This window comes from Mycolicibacterium pallens (assembly GCF_019456675.1).
Lineage (GTDB): Bacteria > Actinomycetota > Actinomycetes > Mycobacteriales > Mycobacteriaceae > Mycobacterium > Mycobacterium crocinum.
This window is the reverse complement of the sequence record NZ_CP080333.1, coordinates 4,201,993-4,219,405: the sequence shown is the minus strand read 5'-3', so window position 1 is coordinate 4,219,405 and position 17,413 is coordinate 4,201,993. Positions and strand designations below refer to the sequence as shown.

The window sequence follows — 17,413 nt, the reverse complement described above, 5'->3', positions numbered from 1 at the left end:
AGAGGAGGCGGTTATGGATCAGCCGGTTCAACTCATCGGGCCCGACGGAACGACGACGGCCGAAAGCCGATATCGCCGTGATCTGCCGCCGGAGACCCTCGTCTGGCTATACGAGAATCTGGTTGTCACCCGGGATCTCGACGTCGAGTTCGTCAATCTCCAACGCCAGGGCGAGCTGGCCCTCTACGCCTCATGCCGCGGCCAGGAGGCCGCGCAGATCGGTGCGGCGGCCTGCTTGCGCAAGACCGACTGGCTGTTCCCGCAATTCCGTGAGCTTGGCGTCTTCCTGGTCCGTGGCATCGCGCCCGCCCAGGTCGCCGCCCTATGGCGCGGCGCCTGGCACGGCGGTCTGGACTTCACCAGCAAGTGCTGCGCACCGGTCGCCGTTCCGATCGCCACCAACACCGTGCACGCCGTGGGCGCGGCGATGGCCGCGCAACGGCTGGGCGAGGATTCACTGACCGTGGCCTTCATCGGCGACGGGGCGACCAGCGAAGGCGACACCCACGAGGCGATGAATCTGGCGGCGGTCGAGAAGGCGCCGTGCATCTTCTACATCCAGAACAATCAGTGGGCCATCTCGGTGCCGGCCAGCCGCCAGTACGCCGTGCCCACTCTCGCGCACCGCGCCGACGGATACGGAATGCCCGGAATCAGGGTGGACGGCAACGACATTCTGGCCTGTTACGCGGTGATGAGCGAAGCCGCCGCACGAGCGCGGGCAGGCGACGGCCCGACGCTCATCGAGGCGGTCACCTACCGGATGGAACCGCACACCACCTCCGACGACGCCACCCGCTATCGGACCGCCGAGGAGATCGCCGAATGGTCGGCCCGGGATCCGATCGCCCGGTATCGCACCTATCTACAGCAGAGCGGCGTCCTCACCGAGCGGATCGAGAAGCGGGTGCAGGCTCGGTCGGTCCGGCTTCGTGCCGAACTGCGTGACGCGGTGGTCGGCGCCCCTGACCTCGATGTCGGTGAGCTCTTCGATCATGTCTACGCCGAAATCACTCCCGAATTGTCCGCGCAGCGAGAACAATTGCGCGCCGAGCTGGCGGGAGGCACGCGATGACCCAGATCATCGAACGTCCGCCGATGCGCGGCGACGGCACACCGGAACCCCACGGCCCGATCCTGACCGAACTACCCGCCGTCACCACACTCACCATGGCGCAGGCGATCAACCGCGCCCTGCACGACGCGATGGCCGGTGACGAGCGCGTGCTGGTGTTCGGTGAAGACGTGGCCGCCCTGGGCGGGGTCTTCCGCATCACCGAAGGCCTGGCCGAAACATTCGGCACGCAACGGTGTTTCGACACGCCGCTGGCCGAGTCGGCGATCATCGGCATGGCCGTCGGCCTGGCGATTCGCGGGTTCGTGCCCGTCCCGGAGATCCAGTTCGACGGGTTCTCCTACCCGGCGTTCGATCAGGTCGTCAGCCACCTCGCCAAGTACCGCAACCGCACTCGTGGCCAGGTCGACATGCCGGTGACGGTCCGAATCCCGTCGTTCGGTGGCATCGGCGCCGTCGAGCATCACTCGGAGTCCACCGAATCCTATTGGGTCCACACGGCCGGCCTGAAAGTCGTTGTGCCGTCGACACCGTCGGACGCCTACTGGCTGCTGCGGCATGCCATCGCCGCCCGCGACCCGGTCATCTACCTGGAACCCAAGCGGCGGTACTGGGGCCGCGAGGCCGTCGATCTCACCGCACCCGCACCACCGATCGGCAAGGCCACGGTCCGACGACCCGGTGACGACATCACGGTGCTCACCTACGGCGGGTTGGTCGGGACCGCGCTGAACGCGGCCGAAATTGCCGATTGCAGCATGGAAGTCATCGATCTGCGCTCACTGAGCCCGCTCGACTTCGACACCGTAGCCGCGTCGGTCCGCAAGACCGGCCGCGCGATCGTCATGCACGAAGGACCGCGCACACTGGGCTTCGGAGCAGAACTAGCCGCGCGAATCTCGGAGGAGCTGTTCTACGACCTGGAGTCACCAGTCCTGCGCGCCACCGGATTCGACACCCCGTATCCGCCGGCGCGGCTGGAGAAGCTCTGGCTGCCAGGCGTGGACCGGCTGCTCGACTGCGTCGAGAAAGCGATGCGACGGCCATGAGCGACTTTCTGGTGCCCGACCTCGGTGAGGGCCTCGAGGATGCGACGATCACCAGTTGGGCCGTCGCCGTCGGCGATGTGGTCGAGTTGAACCAGACGCTGTGCACGGTGGAGACCAACAAGGCCGAAGTCGAGATCCCCAGCCCGTACACCGGACGGATCGCGGAGCTCGGCGGCGCCGAGGGCGAAACCCTCGCCGTAGGAACGCTGTTGGTGCGCATCGAGACCGAGGACCGCGCGCCGGTCTTGGTCGGCTACGGAATCGACGATGGCATGGACCGCAGCCGCCGGGCTCGCGCGGCCCCTAAGACGCGCAAGCTGGCCGCCGACCTTGCCGTAGATCTTAACGGGCTCGCGCCGGGTTCGGGCACCGATGGCGTCATCACCCGCGACGACGTGCTCGGCGCGGCCGGCGCGGCATCGTCACAGAACATCCCGGTGCGTGGCGTGCACGCCCGGATGGCCACCCATATGTCGTTGTCGCGCAGCCGAATTCCGGATGCACACGCCAGCGTGCAGGTCGATGGCACGGCGCTGCTTCGGCTTCGTGATCAGCTCGACGTGACGCCCTTTGTGCTGACGTTGCGGTTGTTGGTGATCGCGCTGGGCCGGCATCCGATACTCAACGCCACCTGGGTGGAAGCCGAAGGGGGACCGGAGATCCGGCTGCATCCCGACGTCCGGCTGGGTGTCGCGGTGGCCACCGAACGCGGCCTGGTGGTTCCGGTCGTCGACACGCGCGGATGTTCCACCCGACGCTTGGCTGCGGACGTCGACGACGTCATCCGGCGCGCCAGGGCGGGCACGTTGGCGCCCAACCAGCTGAGCGGGTCGACGTTCACGGTGTCGAACTTCGGTGCGCTGGGCCTGGATGAGGGTGTGCCGGTGATCAATTACCCGGAGGCCGCGATTCTCGGGATGGGGTCGCTGAAGCCGCGGGCCGTCGTGGTCGACGGCGCGGTGGTGGCCCGGCCGACGATGACGTTGACGTGTGCGTTCGACCATCGCATCGCCGACGGGGCGCAGGCCGCGGCGTTCCTGACCGACCTGCGCGGGTTGATCGAGGCGCCGGATACGGCGCTGCTCGATCTCTAAGCCTGCGGGTAGGGCGTGTACCGCCGGTTGTATCCCAGTTGGCGTTCGGCGATCTGATCGGCTCGCTGGTCCGGGGTGACGTAGACCGTGCCTGCCGGCAGCACCGTCGCGAGGTCGGCGATCTTCACCACCTGGGAGCTCACCGTGGGGTCGACGGTGGACAACGGATCGAAGTCCTGGAACCGGATGGAGATCGTGCCCTGATTCAGACCGCCGGTGGACACCCAGTTGGACACCGTCGGATCGCTGGGGGAGACCACGATCGTATAAGTGCCATCCGGGTTTTCGATGGACTGGCTGACGTTGAGGCTGGTCTGCTCGTCCCAGTAGTTGTTCGTGATCGTCCAGTCGTTGGTCACCGGCACGCTGAAGTACCGCGCCTTACCCGGGTCGATCGTCAGCACCAGCGCTTCATCGTCGGCGAGCTGGAAGTACCCGACGCTCTGTAGCTGGGTGGCCAGGAATGACGCGTTGTGGTCGGGATCGGAGAACACGTTCGGAGCCTTGGTCTGACCGGTGGTGGCATCTTTGGTGGCGACCCCCATGTACTTGTCCTCGCCACTGATCCCGAGCAGCAGCATGATGACCGCCGCCTCGACCGACTGCAGCAGGCGTGGCGCCGGCAAAGGCGGGATGATCGAAACCAGTGACGTCAGCAGTGGATTACCCGACACCAGTGGGCCGATGACCGGGATCGCGAAGCCCCCGACTTGGCTGAACAAGCTGTTCGGCGGGCCGCTCACTCGAAGGATCGACAGGCTCATCGGCTCTTCGGTATTCCAGTCCGCCAACGTGTTTCGCGTGGTGATCAGGCTGGTCCCCGGCGGCAGGTACAGGTGGTTGGTCTGGCCGGGCGCGGTCGGGGTGGAATCCACCGTGATGGTGAAGCTGCCGTCGGCGTTGAGAACGAGGTCCTTGCCGTTGATGTTGTCGGCGGTGTCGCCGTTGAGACCGGTCAGCACGCTGAAGTTGGTGTCGGCGGGCAGGGTGCCGTCGAACTTCCCGGTGATCACATACGAGGACGCGTTGTTGACGCCGACGAAGCGGTAGATGGTGTCGGGGTTGTCGTACCAGATCCGCGTGCCGGTGAAATTCTGCAGATACCAGTTGTGACTTGGCGCGACCTGCTGAAAGAACCTGGGCGCGTTGGAATTCAGCAGAAGAACTTCCATCGCCGCCTGGTTCGCGTACTCGGTGATGGCCTGGTCCAGCTGGGCCATGTTCTCTTTGTCCGGGCCACCGATCATGCTGAAGTTCTTCTGCGCGGCCAGCCACCACCCGACCTTCAACACTTCCTTGGCCAGCCGGACGAACGGTGAGTTCGCGATCTGGGTGACCGTCTGTTCGGCGTTGAGCTGATCGGTGGTGGACAACACCGACGTCGGCTCCGGGCTGCCCGGGTTTTCCAGAACGGTCACCTTCGCCGTTGCGGTGGATCCACCGTTGGGCGCGAAAAACGTTGCGAGACCGTGCCAATGGGTCTGGTTGCCCGGTTGGTCGTCGGCCACCACCGCGAAGGTGTCGGTGCCACCGCGGACAACGAACTGCGCGTCGGGGGTGTAGGTGAAGGTGCCGTCGTCGTGGATGTCGACGGTGCCGTGTTGCGGTTCGGCGGAGAGGGTGTAGGTGAGCGCATACCCGTTGGCCTGTTTGGCGTTGAGCGTGCCGGTGATGGTGCCGTCACCGGCTTGGACGTTCTGGGCGGCGTTGTAGGCCATCGTCGGCCGACGGGCGAAGAAGATGTTGCCGACGGTCGCGGCGGGCTGCTGTGTGGTCTGTTCGGCTTCGCGACGGGCGTAGCCGAGCACATCGGTGAGGGTGGCGGCATCGCGAGGGGCCGACGGGTTGGTTCGCGCCGTAGAAGCGACGCGCTTCGGCGCGCTGCGGGCCTTCTGGGGCCCGGCCTTGACGGATTGTCGCGCCGAGTGTGCGGTGGCATTCGACGCGCTGCCAGTGTCGGCGACTGCGACGGCCGGGCTGTTGGCCACCGCCACCCCGACCCCGAGAGCGAACGCCAGCGCCCCGACCCGGCCGACGTAGCGGGCGTATCGGCTGGATGTGGTGTGCGTCACACAGGGACTTTAAATTGTCGCCGCCATCCATTACTATCGAACACATGTTCGAATCTCTGGTTGCCATCGACGAAGGTGCCGACCAATCGGCACTGGTCGAACGCATCGGGCAGCTTGAACGGCTGAAAGCCGCCGCCTCAGCGGCGCAAGCCCGGCTGACGGCGGCGCTAGATGCTTCGCGGCGTGCCACCGAGGCAGCGTCGGGAATTCCAGCCGCCCGGCGAGGGCGTGGGTTGGCGACCGAAGTTGCACTGGCTCGAAGGGATTCCCCGGCCCGAGGTGGACAGCATCTGGGCTTCGCCAAGGCTCTGGTGAATGAGATGCCGCATACGTTGGCCGCCCTAGAATGTGGCGCATTGTCGGAGTGGCGAGCCACCCTCCTTGTGCGGGAATCAGCCTGTCTCGATGTCGAGGATCGCCGTCGGCTCGACGCGGAATTGTGTTCGGATACGAGCAAATTGGACGGTGTTGGGGATGCCGCATTGGTTGCGGACGCGAAGGCGATTGCTTATCGGCTTGATCCGCACGCGGTGGTAGATCGTGCGGCCAAGGCTGTAGGCGACCGAAACGTGACCATGCGACCGGCGCCGGACACTATGACGTATGTGACGGCGCTGCTGCCGGTGGCTCAGGGTGTCTCAGTCTATGCCGCGCTGAAGCGGCAGGCCGACATCTGCTGTGATGGGCGGTCGCGAGGCCAGGTTATGGCCGACACCATGGTGGAGCGGGTGACGGGGAGACCGGCGGACGAAGCCGTCCCAGTAGCAGTGAACGTGGTGATCTCGGACCAAGCGCTGCTCGGCGCGGAGCAGGCGGCGGCAGTCGTCGCAGGCTACGGGTCGGTACCCTCGGCAATCGCGCAGAAGATGATCCTGGACGCCGTCACCGACGAGCGGTCAAGGGCTACACTTCGCCGGCTCTACGCCGCCCCGTCCACCGGCGCGCTGGTTGCACTGGAGTCGCGATCACGGCTCTTTCCAAGAGGGTTGGCCGATTTCATTGAGTTTCGTGATCAGCGTTGCCGCACTCCGTACTGCGATGCGCCGGTTCGGCACCACGACCACGCGAGGCCGCATCGGCGTGGCGGTCGGACCAGCTCGGTCAACGGCCAGGGGCTGTGTGAAGCCTGCAACTACGCGAAGGAATCGGCCGGCTGGAATGCGGCCACGAAGGTCGATGAAAGCGGCCGCCACACAGCCGAATTTGTCACGCCGACCGGGGCGCACTATCACTCCACCGCGCCGCCGATGCCCGGCACACCACGAATGCCGATGACAGCCGCCGAGATTTACCTCAACGGCGCGCTGTTGCAGGTAATCGCTGCCTGACCTGGTTACCCGCGTCTGGCCATCTTCTCGGCGTCAGAGGAATAGAACTCCCATGGCGCCGTGGGCAATACGTCGCCGGTCTCTAGCAGCGTCTTGAGGTTAGCGAAGACGGTCGGCCAGCCCTGCCCGATCGACTCGCGGTCCGCCGCCGACTGCAGATTCGTATGTGTGACAGTCAGTTTGACGATGTCGCGGAACGGCTCGATGTCGAACGCGACGACGCTCTCCTCGGCTGTTGGATCGTCGCTGGGCTCGCCGAAGCCGAAGACCAATCTGCGCGGCCGGTCGACCTCCATGACGGTGCCTGCGACATCGACGACGCCCGACCCGTCGGCCCGGACGTGCTCGACGCGGCCGCCGACCCGCCAATCCGAGACTTGCGCGTGCCCCCAGAATTTCGCGGTCAGCTCCGCGTCGGTGAGGGCGTGCCACACCTGCTCGGGGGTGGCATGGATGTAGGTGGTGTAGACGTAGTCGGGAATGTCAGACATAGCGTGTCCCTCCGCGTGCTGCTTGATCATGTCCAGGGCCGCCAGGCGCGGCTCCTCGAATTTCCAGATCCAGCGGGTCTGGAGTTGGTGGATCGGTACCGGATTCAGGTAGTGGAGCTTGCGGCGGCCGTCGCGCACCGACGTCACGAGGTTGGCGGCCTCGAGAACATCGATGTGCTGGCTGACCGACTGCCTGCGCATGTCGAGCCCGTCGCAGAGCTCACCCAGAGTCAGCCCGGCCCGCTCATGAAGCATGTCGAGCAAGCGCCGCCGGCCGGGGTCGGCCAGCGCTTTGAAGACCGCGTCTGCATCCACGATCCAATTATGCAGGTATTTACCTGCCTATCGCAACGGTCCAGGTCAGCGACGCTGCGCCGCAGCCAGCCGGGCCTTGAACTCCGGCGACTCGATCGAGGTGGCCTGCGGGTCGAGTTCAATGTCTTTGGCCGCTTCGTGATGGTCGGTGTCCAGGAAGCCGGGGATGGCGGTGGCCCGCATGGACGCCTTGGTCGACAGCACGACCTCGCGCGGCGCCGCGGCGGGACCGGCGGCCAGCTCGAGTGCGGCGGCGACCGGATCGTCGGCGACGGTCAGTGCGAGACCGTGCCGAACGGCGGCCTCGGCGTCGAAGCGCATGCCGAACAACAACGCGGCGCGGGCGACCTGCGGGCCGACCGCGCGCTGCAACATCCAGGTGGCGCCCCCGCCGGGATGGATGCCGAGCTTCTGGAACCGGGGATCGAACAGAGCGTGCGGCCCGGCGATGCGGACATCGGCGGCGAGCGCCAGATTCAGCCCGGCGCCCACGGCGGCGCCGTTGACCGCTGCGACGGTCGGCAACGTGCAGCGGCCGACGGCCATGAAGCCGGCATAGATCCGCTCGAGCCCTTCCTTGGCGGCGGCACCGAGGGCGGACAGATCCGCGCCGGCGCAGAACGCCTTGCCCGCACCGGTGATCACCACGGCATGGGCCTCGGCCTCGGCGGCCTCGACCGCCTCTCGCAACTGCTGGGACATCGCGTCGGTGACGGCATTGCGCCGGTCGGGATCGTTGACGGTGATCAGCGCGACCCGCTCGCGGACTTCGTAAAGAACCAGGTCAGACATTCCGAGTCTCCATCTTCGGGAGGCTAGCAGTTAGGGTTTGACCATCATGGCGGCACCGCATCAGCAACCTGTCCGGGTAGCCGTCCTGGGACCCGTGCGAGCCTGGCACGGTTCGGCGCCTGCGGACGTGGGCGGACCGCGGCAGCGGTCCCTGCTGGCGCGGCTGGTGCTGGCCAAGGGGCAGGTGGTGTCGGTCGACCGCCTCATCGACGATCTGTGGCACGGCGAGCCGCCGCCGAAAGCGCTGTCCGCGCTTCAGGCCTACGTATCGCATCTGCGTCGGGTGCTCGAACCCGGGCGGGAGCGGCGCGCGCCCGCCGCGGTCATCGTCAGCGCCGCACCCGGCTACCGGCTGGCACTGCCCACCGATGCCGTCGACGCGTGGTGGTTCGACGATCAGGTGCGCGCGGCCCAGTCCGAAACCGGCCCGTCGCGGCGGGCGGAACTGCTCACCGCGGCCCTCGAGAAGTGGGCGGGTGAGCCGTACGCCGAGGTTTCCGATGCCGCATGGGCCATCGCCGAGATCGCCCGCCTCACCGAATTACGCCTCGCCGCAGTCGAATTGCGAGCCTCAGCCGAGCTGGAGCTGGGCCGTCACAGCGCCGTGATCGGCGAGCTGGAACACGTTGTCCGCGAACATCCCACCAGGGAGGGCGCAGCCGCCATCCTGGCCACCGCGTTGTACCGTGCCGGTCGTCAGGCGGCCGCGCTCGACGTCCTGCGGGACACGCGTAGTCACCTCGCCGACGAATTGGGCCTGGAACCGGGCCGGGCGTTGCGCGACCTGGAACGCGACATCCTCAGCCACGCGCCACATCTCGATGACGAACAACCCGCAGCGGTGCCGCTCCCGCAGCCGACCCAAGTGGCGAGTATCGCCGAACAGCCTGTGCCGCATGGCCGTTCCCGTGAACTCGCCGCGATCGACGACGCGGCCCGGGAGGCCCGTCTCGGCGGCTGCCGGCTGGTGTGGATCAGTGGCGAGGCGGGCGCCGGGAAGACCACCATCACCACCGCGGCAGCTGCCCGGTTGCGCGCCGCCGGTTGGGCCGTCGCGGCGGGCAGGTGTCCCGAGGTCGACGGTGCACCGGCGGGATGGGCGTGGACCGAGGTGTTGCGGCACTTCAGCGATTCTCTTGCCGCCGCCGACCCCCGCTACGTTCGTGCCCTCGCGCCTCTGCTGCACGAAGCCGAAGCCGGCGACGACGCCCAAAGTACCTTCTGGACAGCGCATGGCGTCGCCGATGTGATCGGTCGGTCGGCCGCCGCCCAGCCGGTCGCGATACTCCTGGACGATCTGCACCGCACCGACGGCCTCACATTGGAACTGCTCCGGTTGGTTGCCCACGAACTGCAGGACCGGCCGGTCCTCGTCGTCGCGACCTACCGGCCGTCGGAGTCGGGCACCGAACTGGCCGCGGCCCGCGCGGCACTCGCGGTCCGGACTGTCGCGCACCTGAGCATCGGTGGCTTGGACGGGGAGGCGACGACGGCGCTGGCCGCCGACTGCGGACTGACCGCCCTCACCGAGGAAGAATCGCGGCTGTTGCACGACCGCACCGGCGGCAACCCGCTCTTCGTACGGGAACTTGCGCGCCTGATGATGTCCGAGGGACTCGACACGGCGCGCGTGACGGTACCGGTCGGCGTGGGTGACGTGCTGCGGCGCAGGCTTGTTCGTCTGCCAGGAGCGACGGTGACGGCGCTGCGCCAGGCGGCCGTGCTCGGCCGGGACGTCGACATCGACCTGCTTGCCGATCTCGCGCAACGCGACCCCGACGACGTCCTCGATGCGCTGGAGCCCGCGGTGCTGATCGGTCTGCTCGAGGAGCCCGGCCCTGGCCGGGTCCGGTTCGCGCACGCCCTGGTGCGCGACACCCTCTACGAAGACACCTCCTTGCTGCGCCGGTCTCGACTACACGGCGCCGCCCTGGAGTTGCTGATGACGGCAGGCCGGACAACGGATCCCGCGGCCCTGGCGTATCACGCCGTCGCCGCGGCGACACCGGCCACCGCGGCGGCCGCCGCGGAACTGGCCATGGCCGCCGGCCGTGACGCCGACCGGGTCGGCGCACCCGTGGAAGCGGCCCGGCAATGGCAGGCCGCGGTCCGCATGCTGGCGTTGGCCAATCGCGCCGAGGCCGGGCCGCCCGATGTCGAGCAGACCGTCGAGGCCTACTGCGGGTGGGTGGCGGCCTCGGCCCGCGTCGGCGACGTCGTCGCTGCCCGCGACGCGCTGAAAGAGGCTCTGCCCCTTGCCGATGACTCCGACGATTTCACGGCACGGCTGCTGACGGCGTGGCATGCCCCCTTGATCTGGCGGGTCCGGATCAGTGACGACGCCGACGGCGACATCGTCGGGCCGCTGCAGCGAGTGCTGCGCGGAGAGCTGGCGCCGGACGTCCGGGTGCGGTTGCTCACCACGCTGTTCGCCGAACTCGAAGGCGCCGACCACGCTGCCGCGCTGGCCGCGAGCGCCGAGGCGCTCATGCTGGCTCGCGCCCTGTACGAACAGGATCCGCGGGCGCACGGCCGGGTGTTGTGCGCGGCACTGAACGCACGCGCGTACGCCGCCCTCGGCCCGGACCTAGCGCACGAACGCGAGCACCTGACCGATGAATTCCTTTCCGTCGCAGATGCATCCGCCGCCGTGGACTATCAGGCCGTTGCGCATTGGCTGGCCTTCCTGTCTGCCGCCGGGCGCTCGGATCTTGTTGCAGCGCTTGATCATGTCGACCTCGCGGTGGCCAGAGCAGGCACCGGCCAGCTCGCGTCTCTGTTGACCGTGCTTGAAGTGTTCATTGCTGAGCTCACGGTTCTGGCCGGCCGGGTCGACGAGGGCGAACGCCGCTACATCGCGGCCGCACGCCAGCTCGTCGAGCGCGGCACCGCCAACGGAGCTCAAATGAGCCTGGTCGGCCGGTTCACCGCGGGGTTGGCCCGTGGTGACCTGACGCCGCTGGCCGATGACCTGCTGGCCGTGCACACCTACGTCTCGACCACGATCGCCGACGGCGCGATCCTGGCACTGCTGGGCGCCGGCCGCGAAGCAGAAGCGCGCCAGATCTGGGCCAGCCGTGAGCCGGTGGAGCGGTCCTACTACTGGCTGGCCATGACGACGCTGCGTGCCCACGCGGCCGTCGCGCTCCGTGACACCGACGCCGCACGCGAGACTGCCGAAGAGCTGCAACCGTTTTCAGGCCGGATGGCCGGGCTGGACAACGGCAGCCTGCTGACCGGCGCCGTGGATGATGCCCTGGCGGCGATCGCCGAGTTGGTCGGCGACGAAGCCGACGCACGACGGTACCGGGCCGCCGCCACCACGCTGAAGGATCAGTTGGCGGTCGAGGCGGCCCGGCTCGTCGACCGAATCAGCCGCTGAACACCTCGTCTTCGAATTTGCGGTGCCGCCAAGCCAATACGGTCAGTAGCAGCCGCAGAACCGGGCTGACCTCCTTGGCCAAGGCGGCGCGTTCGTCGTCGGTGGCCGCCCCGACCGTCCGCGGCCCGTCGAACGTCAGCCGGCCCGTGCGCTGGGCGGTCTTCTCGACCTCCTGCCAGTCGGCGACCGACACATACTGGCGAATCACCGGGAAGATGTCGCGCTCCTCTTCGGCGATGTGCTCGGTGAGCAGATTGCGCAGATCGGCCAACTCGGCGCCCAGCAGTGCCGCAGTGCGCCGATCGCCGGCCACCCGGAAGGCGTTCGCCCGGTGGCCGATGATCTCTAGCCGCGGATCCAGCGCGGCATGGTCCTCGGTCAGCTCGGTGAGGTCGACGATGTCCTTCGCGCAGGCGTCGATCACCGGCCACAGCACCGTGTCCTCGACGGTGTGATGGTGGTGGATGGACTCGCACAGCAGGTCGGTGTAGCGGGCGATCGCCTGGGCCCGCCGGGTCGAGCAGCGCTGCCGGCCCTCACCGATCGCGGTCACCGCGGCGGCGAGGCGCCCGACGTCGGTGAGCATCGCCCGGTGGGCCAGCGTGATGCCGATCAGGTCGGGCTCGGGGTCGTGGGGCCGGCGGGGAGTGACGGTGACAGGTTGCGGTGTTTTCATGCGACGACCATGTCCGGTCGCACTTGCAGGGCACTTGCGATCGACTTGCGGTCCGTCGGTGGAGATTGTTTACACCGCGGAAATCTCCACCCGCGCGCACGACCGCCGGTTTACGTTTCAATGAATCCGCCAGTACGGGCGGCTGAAGGGAAGCACAGGTGGCCACGATCAACGCGGAGCCCTTCGCGCTGGACTTCGACGTGTCGAGCACCGCGCTGGTGATCATCGACATGCAGCGCGACTTCGTGCTGCCCGGTGGGTTCGGGGAGGCGTTGGGCAACGACACCTCGTTGCTGCTGGCCGCGGTGGAACCGATCGAACGGGTACTGGCGCGGGCCCGCGAGATCGGCATGCTCGTCATCCACACCCGCGAAGGGCACCGGCCCGATCTGTCCGACTGTCCGCCGGCCAAGCTGCACCGCGGCGGCAAGACGTTCATCGGCGAAGCCGGGCCGATGGGCCGCATCCTGGTCCGCGGCGAGCAGGGCCACGACATCATTCCCCAGCTGTATCCGATCGACGGCGAGCCGGTGATCGACAAGCCCGGCAAGGGCAGCTTCCACGCCACCGACCTGAGCCAGATCCTGGCCGACCGCGGCATCAAGACTCTGGTCGTCTGTGGGGTGACCACCGAGGTCTGCGTCCACACCACGGTCCGCGAAGCCAACGACCGCGGCTACGAATGTCTGGTGCTGAGCGACTGTGTCGCCTCGTACTTCCCGGAATTCCAGCGGGTGGCGCTCGAGATGATCAAGGCTCAGGGTGCCATCTTCGGGTGGGTCTCCGACGCCGACGAGTTCATCGCGGCGACGTCCTGACGCATGGGCATCGGTTCTCGGTTCTACCCCAACCTCTACAAGGACTCGGTGTCCTTGATGACGGTGTCGGCACGGGTGACGTCGATCCCCGGCATCGAGGCGGCGTCGGTGGTGATGGCCTCACCCACCAACGTCGACAACCTCGCCCAGGCCGGGCTCGGTCAGTTCGAGGTGCGGCCCAACGACCTGATCGTCGCGGTGTCGGGCAGTCAGGAGGCGTGCGACGAAGCACTCGCGGTCGCCGACAAGCTGCTGTCGGCGTCGCCCGGTGACGGCGGCGAAGAGACCGCGGCCGCGCCGATCACCAGCATCCAGATGGCCGTCGCAAAGGATCCCGCGCTCAACCTCGCGTTGATCTCGGTGCCCGGCGACTACGCCGCCGCCGAGGCGATGAAGGCGCTGCGGCTGGGTCTGGATGTCATGGTGTTCAGCGACAACGTCAGTCCGGACGCCGAATTGGCGCTCAAGGAGTACGCCCGCGAGACCGACCTGATGGTGATGGGGCCGGATTGCGGCACCGCGATCGTCAACGGCATCCCGCTGGGCTTCGCCAACGTCGTGCGGCGCGGCCCCATCGGGGTGGTCGGCGCATCCGGCACCGGAACCCAGGAGGTCACCGTCCGGATCCACCAGAACGGATCCGGGGTATCGCACGCGCTGGGCACCGGCGGCCACGACTTGGCCGACGCGATCGGCGGCATCTCGATGCTGCACGGTCTGGCCGCTCTCGACAGCGATCCGGCCACCACGGTGATCGTGCTGGTGTCCAAGCCGCCGTCGCCCACGGTGGCCGCGAAAGTCCTTGCCGCGGCCCAGGACAGCGACAAACCCGTCGTCGTCATCTTCTTGGGCGCCGATCCCGCCGCCATCACCCGCGACGGCGTGTACGGCGCGGCTACGCTGGCCCAGGCGGCGGATATGGCCGTGGAACTTGCTCGCGGCCAGCAGCCGAGCACCCCCGACTTCACCGTCTCACCCGAAATGGGCAGTGCCCTCACTGATCTCGCCGACGCGATGTCGCCACGCCAACGCTACGTTCGCGGCATCTTCTCCGGTGGCACGTTCTGCTACGAGGCGCAACTGATCCATCAGGCGCACGGCATCACAGTCCACTCCAACACGCCGGTGGCCGGTAACGCTGCGTTGCACGACATCCGGGTCAGCCAGGAACACACGATCGTCGACATGGGTGACGACGAATTCACCCGCGGTAAGCCGCATCCGATGATCGACCCGTCGCAGCGGGATTGCCGCGTGCGTGACGAGATCGCCGATCCGGCGACGGCTGTCGTGCTGTTCGATGTGGTGCTGGGATACGGTTCGGCCGATGATCCGACGGCACAACTGATGTCGATCATCTCCTCGGCGCGCGCTGAAGGAAGCACCGTCGCGTTCATCGGGCACGTATGCGGCACCGACCTGGATCCGCAGGACCGCGCCCACGCCGTTGTCGGCCTGCAGTCCGCCGGGGTGCTGGTCGCATCGAGCAACGCCGAGGCAGCCCTGTGGTCGGCCACCCTTCTCGCCGCGCGGGGAGGGAACTGATGAAAGAGCTTCTCCAGCAGGACCTCAACGTCGTCAACGTCGGTTTGCAGGGGTTCGCGTCGAATATCACCGCGGCCGGGGGGCAGGTCACAAATATCACGTGGGCGCCGCCGGCGGGCGCGGATTCCGCACTCGGCTGGACGCTGGCCACCCTCGTCGGTGACCCACGCATCGAGGCGGCGAACACGATCGCTTTCGATCGGTATCTGGCCGCGCAGCCCCTCCTGATCGATCTGGTCCGCGCCAACGAGGTGATCGACGGCCTCGGTCCGGGGGAGCGCCGCATACTGCACTCCGGGCCGCCGATCGACTGGGCCGAGATGTGTGGACCGCAGCGCGGTGCCATCGCCGGTGCGATCCTCTTCGAGGGCTGGGCCGACGATCTCGATGCTGCCGAAAAGCTCGCCGACAGTGGGGAAGTGGCCCTCGAACCGTGCCACGAGCACGGCGCGGTCGGACCGATGGCCGGCATCATCAGCCCGTCGATGCCGGTGTGGGTGGTGGAGAACACCGCGGCCGGCAACCGGGCATACAGCAATCTCAACGAGGGGCTGGGCAAGGTGCTGCGGTTCGGTGCCAACTCACCCGATGTGCTCGACCGGCTGCGCTGGCTGGGCGGCGACTTCTTCGCCACCATGCAGGTCGCGGTGCGCGGACTTGCCGATGCGGACCTCAAACCGCTGATGGCCCAGGCGCTGCACATGGGCGACGAACTGCACAACCGCAACGCTGCCGCATCCGGGTTGCTGTTCAAACGCCTGACCCTGTCGCTGCTGAACGCCGACCTGCCCTCCAATGCGGTGCGTCGCGCACTGGAGTTCGTCGCCGGTAACGACCACTTCTTCCTCAATATCTCGATGGCAGCGGCCAAGTCGATGACGGACGCCGCGGCCGATGTGCCGGGCAGCAGTATGGTCACCGTGATGGCCCGCAACGGCGTCAACTTCGGCATCAAGCTCAGCGGCACCGGCGGTCGATGGTTTCAAGCACCCGCCAATCCCGTTGACGGGTTGTACTTTCCGGGCTACTCCGTCGACGACGCGGCCGCCGACCTCGGTGACTCCGCGATCACCGAAACCAACGGGCTCGGCGGCTTCGCGATGGCGGCCTCACCGGCGATCGTCCAGTTCGTAGGTGGCACTCCCGCCGATGCGACCGCCAACAGCCGCCGGATGCTGTCGATCACGCTGGGCGCCAATCCCGCATTCACCCTGCCGCCGTTGAACTTCGGTGGCACCCCGGCCGGAATCGACGCCCGGCTGGTGGTCGATTCGGGTGTGCTGCCAATCATCAACACCGGCATCGCGCACCGGCAGGCCGGCGTCGGACAGATCGGGGCAGGTATCACCACCGCCCCGATGGAGTGCTTCAGCGAGGCGCTGGCGGCGTTGGCGTCAGCGCTTGATGGGACCACATGAGCACCGCGATCGTCGCATTCGGCGGCAACGCCTTGGTCACCGATGCCGACCACGACTCGATTCCTCAGCAGTACGACACGGTTGCCCGCACAGTCGGCCCGCTGATCGACATGGTGGAGCAGGGCTGGAAACTCGTTGTCTCCCATGGCAACGGGCCGCAGGTGGGGTTCATTCTGCGCCGTTCGGAACTCGCCCAGGACGAAGTCGATCCGGTTCCGGTGGACTACGCCGTCGCCGACACCCAGGGTGCGATCGGCTACATGTTCGTCAAGGCTTTGCGTAACGAGCTCGCCCGCCGCGGATTGACGACGCCGGTGGTTGCGGTGGTGACCCACTCAGTGGTCAGTCTCGACGACCCGGCGTTCGGCAATCCCACCAAGCCGGTCGGGTCGTTCCTGACGGAGGACCGCGCCAGGGCACTGGCGGACAGTCTGGGGTGGACCATCGCCGAGGATGCCGGTCGCGGTTGGCGGCGCACGGTGGCGTCGCCGCGGCCGACCACTATCCTCGAGACCGAGGTGATCCGTCGGCTGCTCGACGACGGAGTGATCGTCATCGCGGCCGGCGGTGGAGGCATCCCGGTCGCGCTCGAATCCGACGGCACGGTGGTCGGCGTTGAGGCCGTCGTGGACAAGGACATCGCCTCGGGTCTGCTGGCCCACGATTTAGGGGCAGAGATGCTCCTGATTCCGACAGGCGTGCCTCGGGTCGCCATCGGATTCGGGACGCCGCAGCAGCAGTGGCTCGACACGATTTCTGTGGCGCAGGCCCGCGAGTACATCGCCTCCGGCCAGTTCGGTGCCGGGTCGATGGAACCCAAGGTGCAGGCCGTCACCGACTTTGTGGCCGCGACGCCGGGCGCCGTCGGTGTCATCGGTGCCGCCGAGGAGATCCCGGCAATTCTGGCCGGGACGTCGGGAACTCGCATCGTCGGCGGTTCCCAAGTCGATGAGTGAAAAGGAGAGTGCCGCAGTGCTATTGGCCGTCAACGGAACGCTGATGCGGGGACTGAAATTGTCGCCGAACATGGCCGCCGCCGGTGCCACGTTCCTCAAAGAGGCGGTCACCGAACCGGTTTACCGGCTGTGGACGATCAACGACGAGCATCCCGCAATGATTCGCGTCACCGATGGCTCCGGGGTCGGGGTGGCCGTCGAGGTGTGGGAAGTGCCCGCGGCCGGTCTGGCCGGAATCCTGCTCAACGAGCCACCCGGTCTGTCGATCGGCAAGGTCAATCTCGACGACGGTTCGACGGTGCTCGGCGTGATCGGGGAGCCCGCACTGGTGGAGGGCCAGCGCGAGATCACCGAATTCGGCGGGTGGCGGGCGTACATCGCCGCCACCGGAGACGCGTGACG

14 protein-coding genes are annotated in these 17,413 nt (G+C 67.5%); 10 read left to right on the top strand and 4 right to left on the bottom strand.

The annotated features are described in order from the left end of the window. Positions 1–13: 13 nt before the first annotated feature. From pdhA to K0O64_RS20590, 3 genes are read left to right on the top strand one after another with little or no spacing between them, the layout of a single operon-like run. Positions 14–1,075, top strand: a complete 1,062-nt coding sequence (pdhA, locus tag K0O64_RS20600; RefSeq protein ID WP_096311939.1) for a pyruvate dehydrogenase (acetyl-transferring) E1 component subunit alpha — start codon at positions 14–16, stop codon at positions 1,073–1,075. Between the two features lie 23 nt (positions 1,076–1,098). Next, positions 1,099–2,124: an alpha-ketoacid dehydrogenase subunit beta gene (locus K0O64_RS20595; RefSeq protein WP_225933768.1), complete on the top strand. Its 1,026-nt coding sequence runs from the start codon at positions 1,099–1,101 to the stop codon at positions 2,122–2,124. Next, a complete protein-coding gene (locus K0O64_RS20590) occupies positions 2,121–3,218 on the top strand; it encodes a dihydrolipoamide acetyltransferase family protein (protein WP_220045713.1) in 1,098 nt (365 codons plus the stop codon). The genes K0O64_RS20595 and K0O64_RS20590 overlap by 4 nt, the downstream gene beginning before the upstream one ends. On the opposite strand, the gene K0O64_RS20585 is transcribed toward K0O64_RS20590, so the two are convergent. Next, positions 3,215–5,290 carry an Ig-like domain-containing protein gene (locus K0O64_RS20585; RefSeq protein ID WP_220045712.1) on the bottom strand — a complete coding sequence of 692 codons (2,076 nt, stop codon included), beginning with the start codon at positions 5,288–5,290 and terminating at the stop codon, positions 3,215–3,217. The genes K0O64_RS20590 and K0O64_RS20585 overlap by 4 nt on opposite strands. Positions 5,291–5,334: 44 nt before the next feature. On the opposite strand from K0O64_RS20585, the gene K0O64_RS20580 reads away from it, so the two are divergent. After that, on the top strand, positions 5,335–6,618 hold the full coding sequence (locus tag K0O64_RS20580) for an HNH endonuclease (RefSeq protein WP_071942865.1): 1,284 nt from the start codon (positions 5,335–5,337) through the stop codon (positions 6,616–6,618). Between the two features lie 5 nt (positions 6,619–6,623). On the opposite strand, the gene K0O64_RS20575 is transcribed toward K0O64_RS20580, so the two are convergent. Further along, the gene (locus tag K0O64_RS20575; RefSeq protein WP_071942867.1) at positions 6,624–7,424 is read right to left on the bottom strand and encodes an ArsR/SmtB family transcription factor; all 801 of its coding nucleotides are present in this window, start codon (positions 7,422–7,424) and stop codon (positions 6,624–6,626) included. 45 nt (positions 7,425–7,469) lie between these two features. Next, positions 7,470–8,216 (bottom strand): enoyl-CoA hydratase, encoded by a 747-nt coding sequence (locus tag K0O64_RS20570; RefSeq protein WP_071942869.1) that lies wholly within the window; start codon positions 8,214–8,216, stop codon positions 7,470–7,472. A gap of 46 nt (positions 8,217–8,262) precedes the next feature. On the opposite strand from K0O64_RS20570, the gene K0O64_RS20565 reads away from it, so the two are divergent. Beyond that, complete coding sequence (locus K0O64_RS20565; RefSeq protein ID WP_220045711.1) at positions 8,263–11,598, top strand: ATP-binding protein; 3,336 nt, start codon at positions 8,263–8,265, stop codon at positions 11,596–11,598. On the opposite strand, the gene K0O64_RS20560 is transcribed toward K0O64_RS20565, so the two are convergent. Beyond that, positions 11,588–12,274, bottom strand: a complete 687-nt coding sequence (locus K0O64_RS20560) for a hemerythrin domain-containing protein (RefSeq protein WP_220045710.1) — start codon at positions 12,272–12,274, stop codon at positions 11,588–11,590. The genes K0O64_RS20565 and K0O64_RS20560 overlap by 11 nt on opposite strands. A 158-nt stretch (positions 12,275–12,432) precedes the next feature. Here K0O64_RS20560 and K0O64_RS20555 point away from each other — a divergent pair, with 158 nt between their 5' ends. From K0O64_RS20555 to K0O64_RS20535, 5 genes are read left to right on the top strand one after another with little or no spacing between them, the layout of a single operon-like run. Next, entirely contained in the window at positions 12,433–13,092 is a 660-nt protein-coding gene (locus tag K0O64_RS20555) for a cysteine hydrolase family protein (RefSeq protein ID WP_071942875.1), read from the top strand. A gap of 3 nt (positions 13,093–13,095) precedes the next feature. Further along, the gene (gene fdrA / locus K0O64_RS20550) at positions 13,096–14,637 is read left to right on the top strand and encodes an acyl-CoA synthetase FdrA (protein ID WP_220045709.1); all 1,542 of its coding nucleotides are present in this window, start codon (positions 13,096–13,098) and stop codon (positions 14,635–14,637) included. Beyond that, a complete protein-coding gene (locus K0O64_RS20545) occupies positions 14,637–16,055 on the top strand; it encodes a YlbE family protein (RefSeq protein ID WP_096311936.1) in 1,419 nt (472 codons plus the stop codon). Before fdrA ends, K0O64_RS20545 begins: the two co-directional genes overlap by 1 nt. Continuing rightward, complete coding sequence (locus tag K0O64_RS20540) at positions 16,052–17,011, top strand: carbamate kinase (RefSeq protein ID WP_071942881.1); 960 nt, start codon at positions 16,052–16,054, stop codon at positions 17,009–17,011. The genes K0O64_RS20545 and K0O64_RS20540 overlap by 4 nt, the downstream gene beginning before the upstream one ends. After that, positions 17,004–17,411, top strand: coding sequence for an allophanate hydrolase-related protein (locus tag K0O64_RS20535; RefSeq protein WP_071942883.1), 408 nt, complete (start codon positions 17,004–17,006; stop codon positions 17,409–17,411). The genes K0O64_RS20540 and K0O64_RS20535 overlap by 8 nt, the downstream gene beginning before the upstream one ends. The last annotated feature ends 2 nt before the right edge of the window (positions 17,412–17,413 follow it).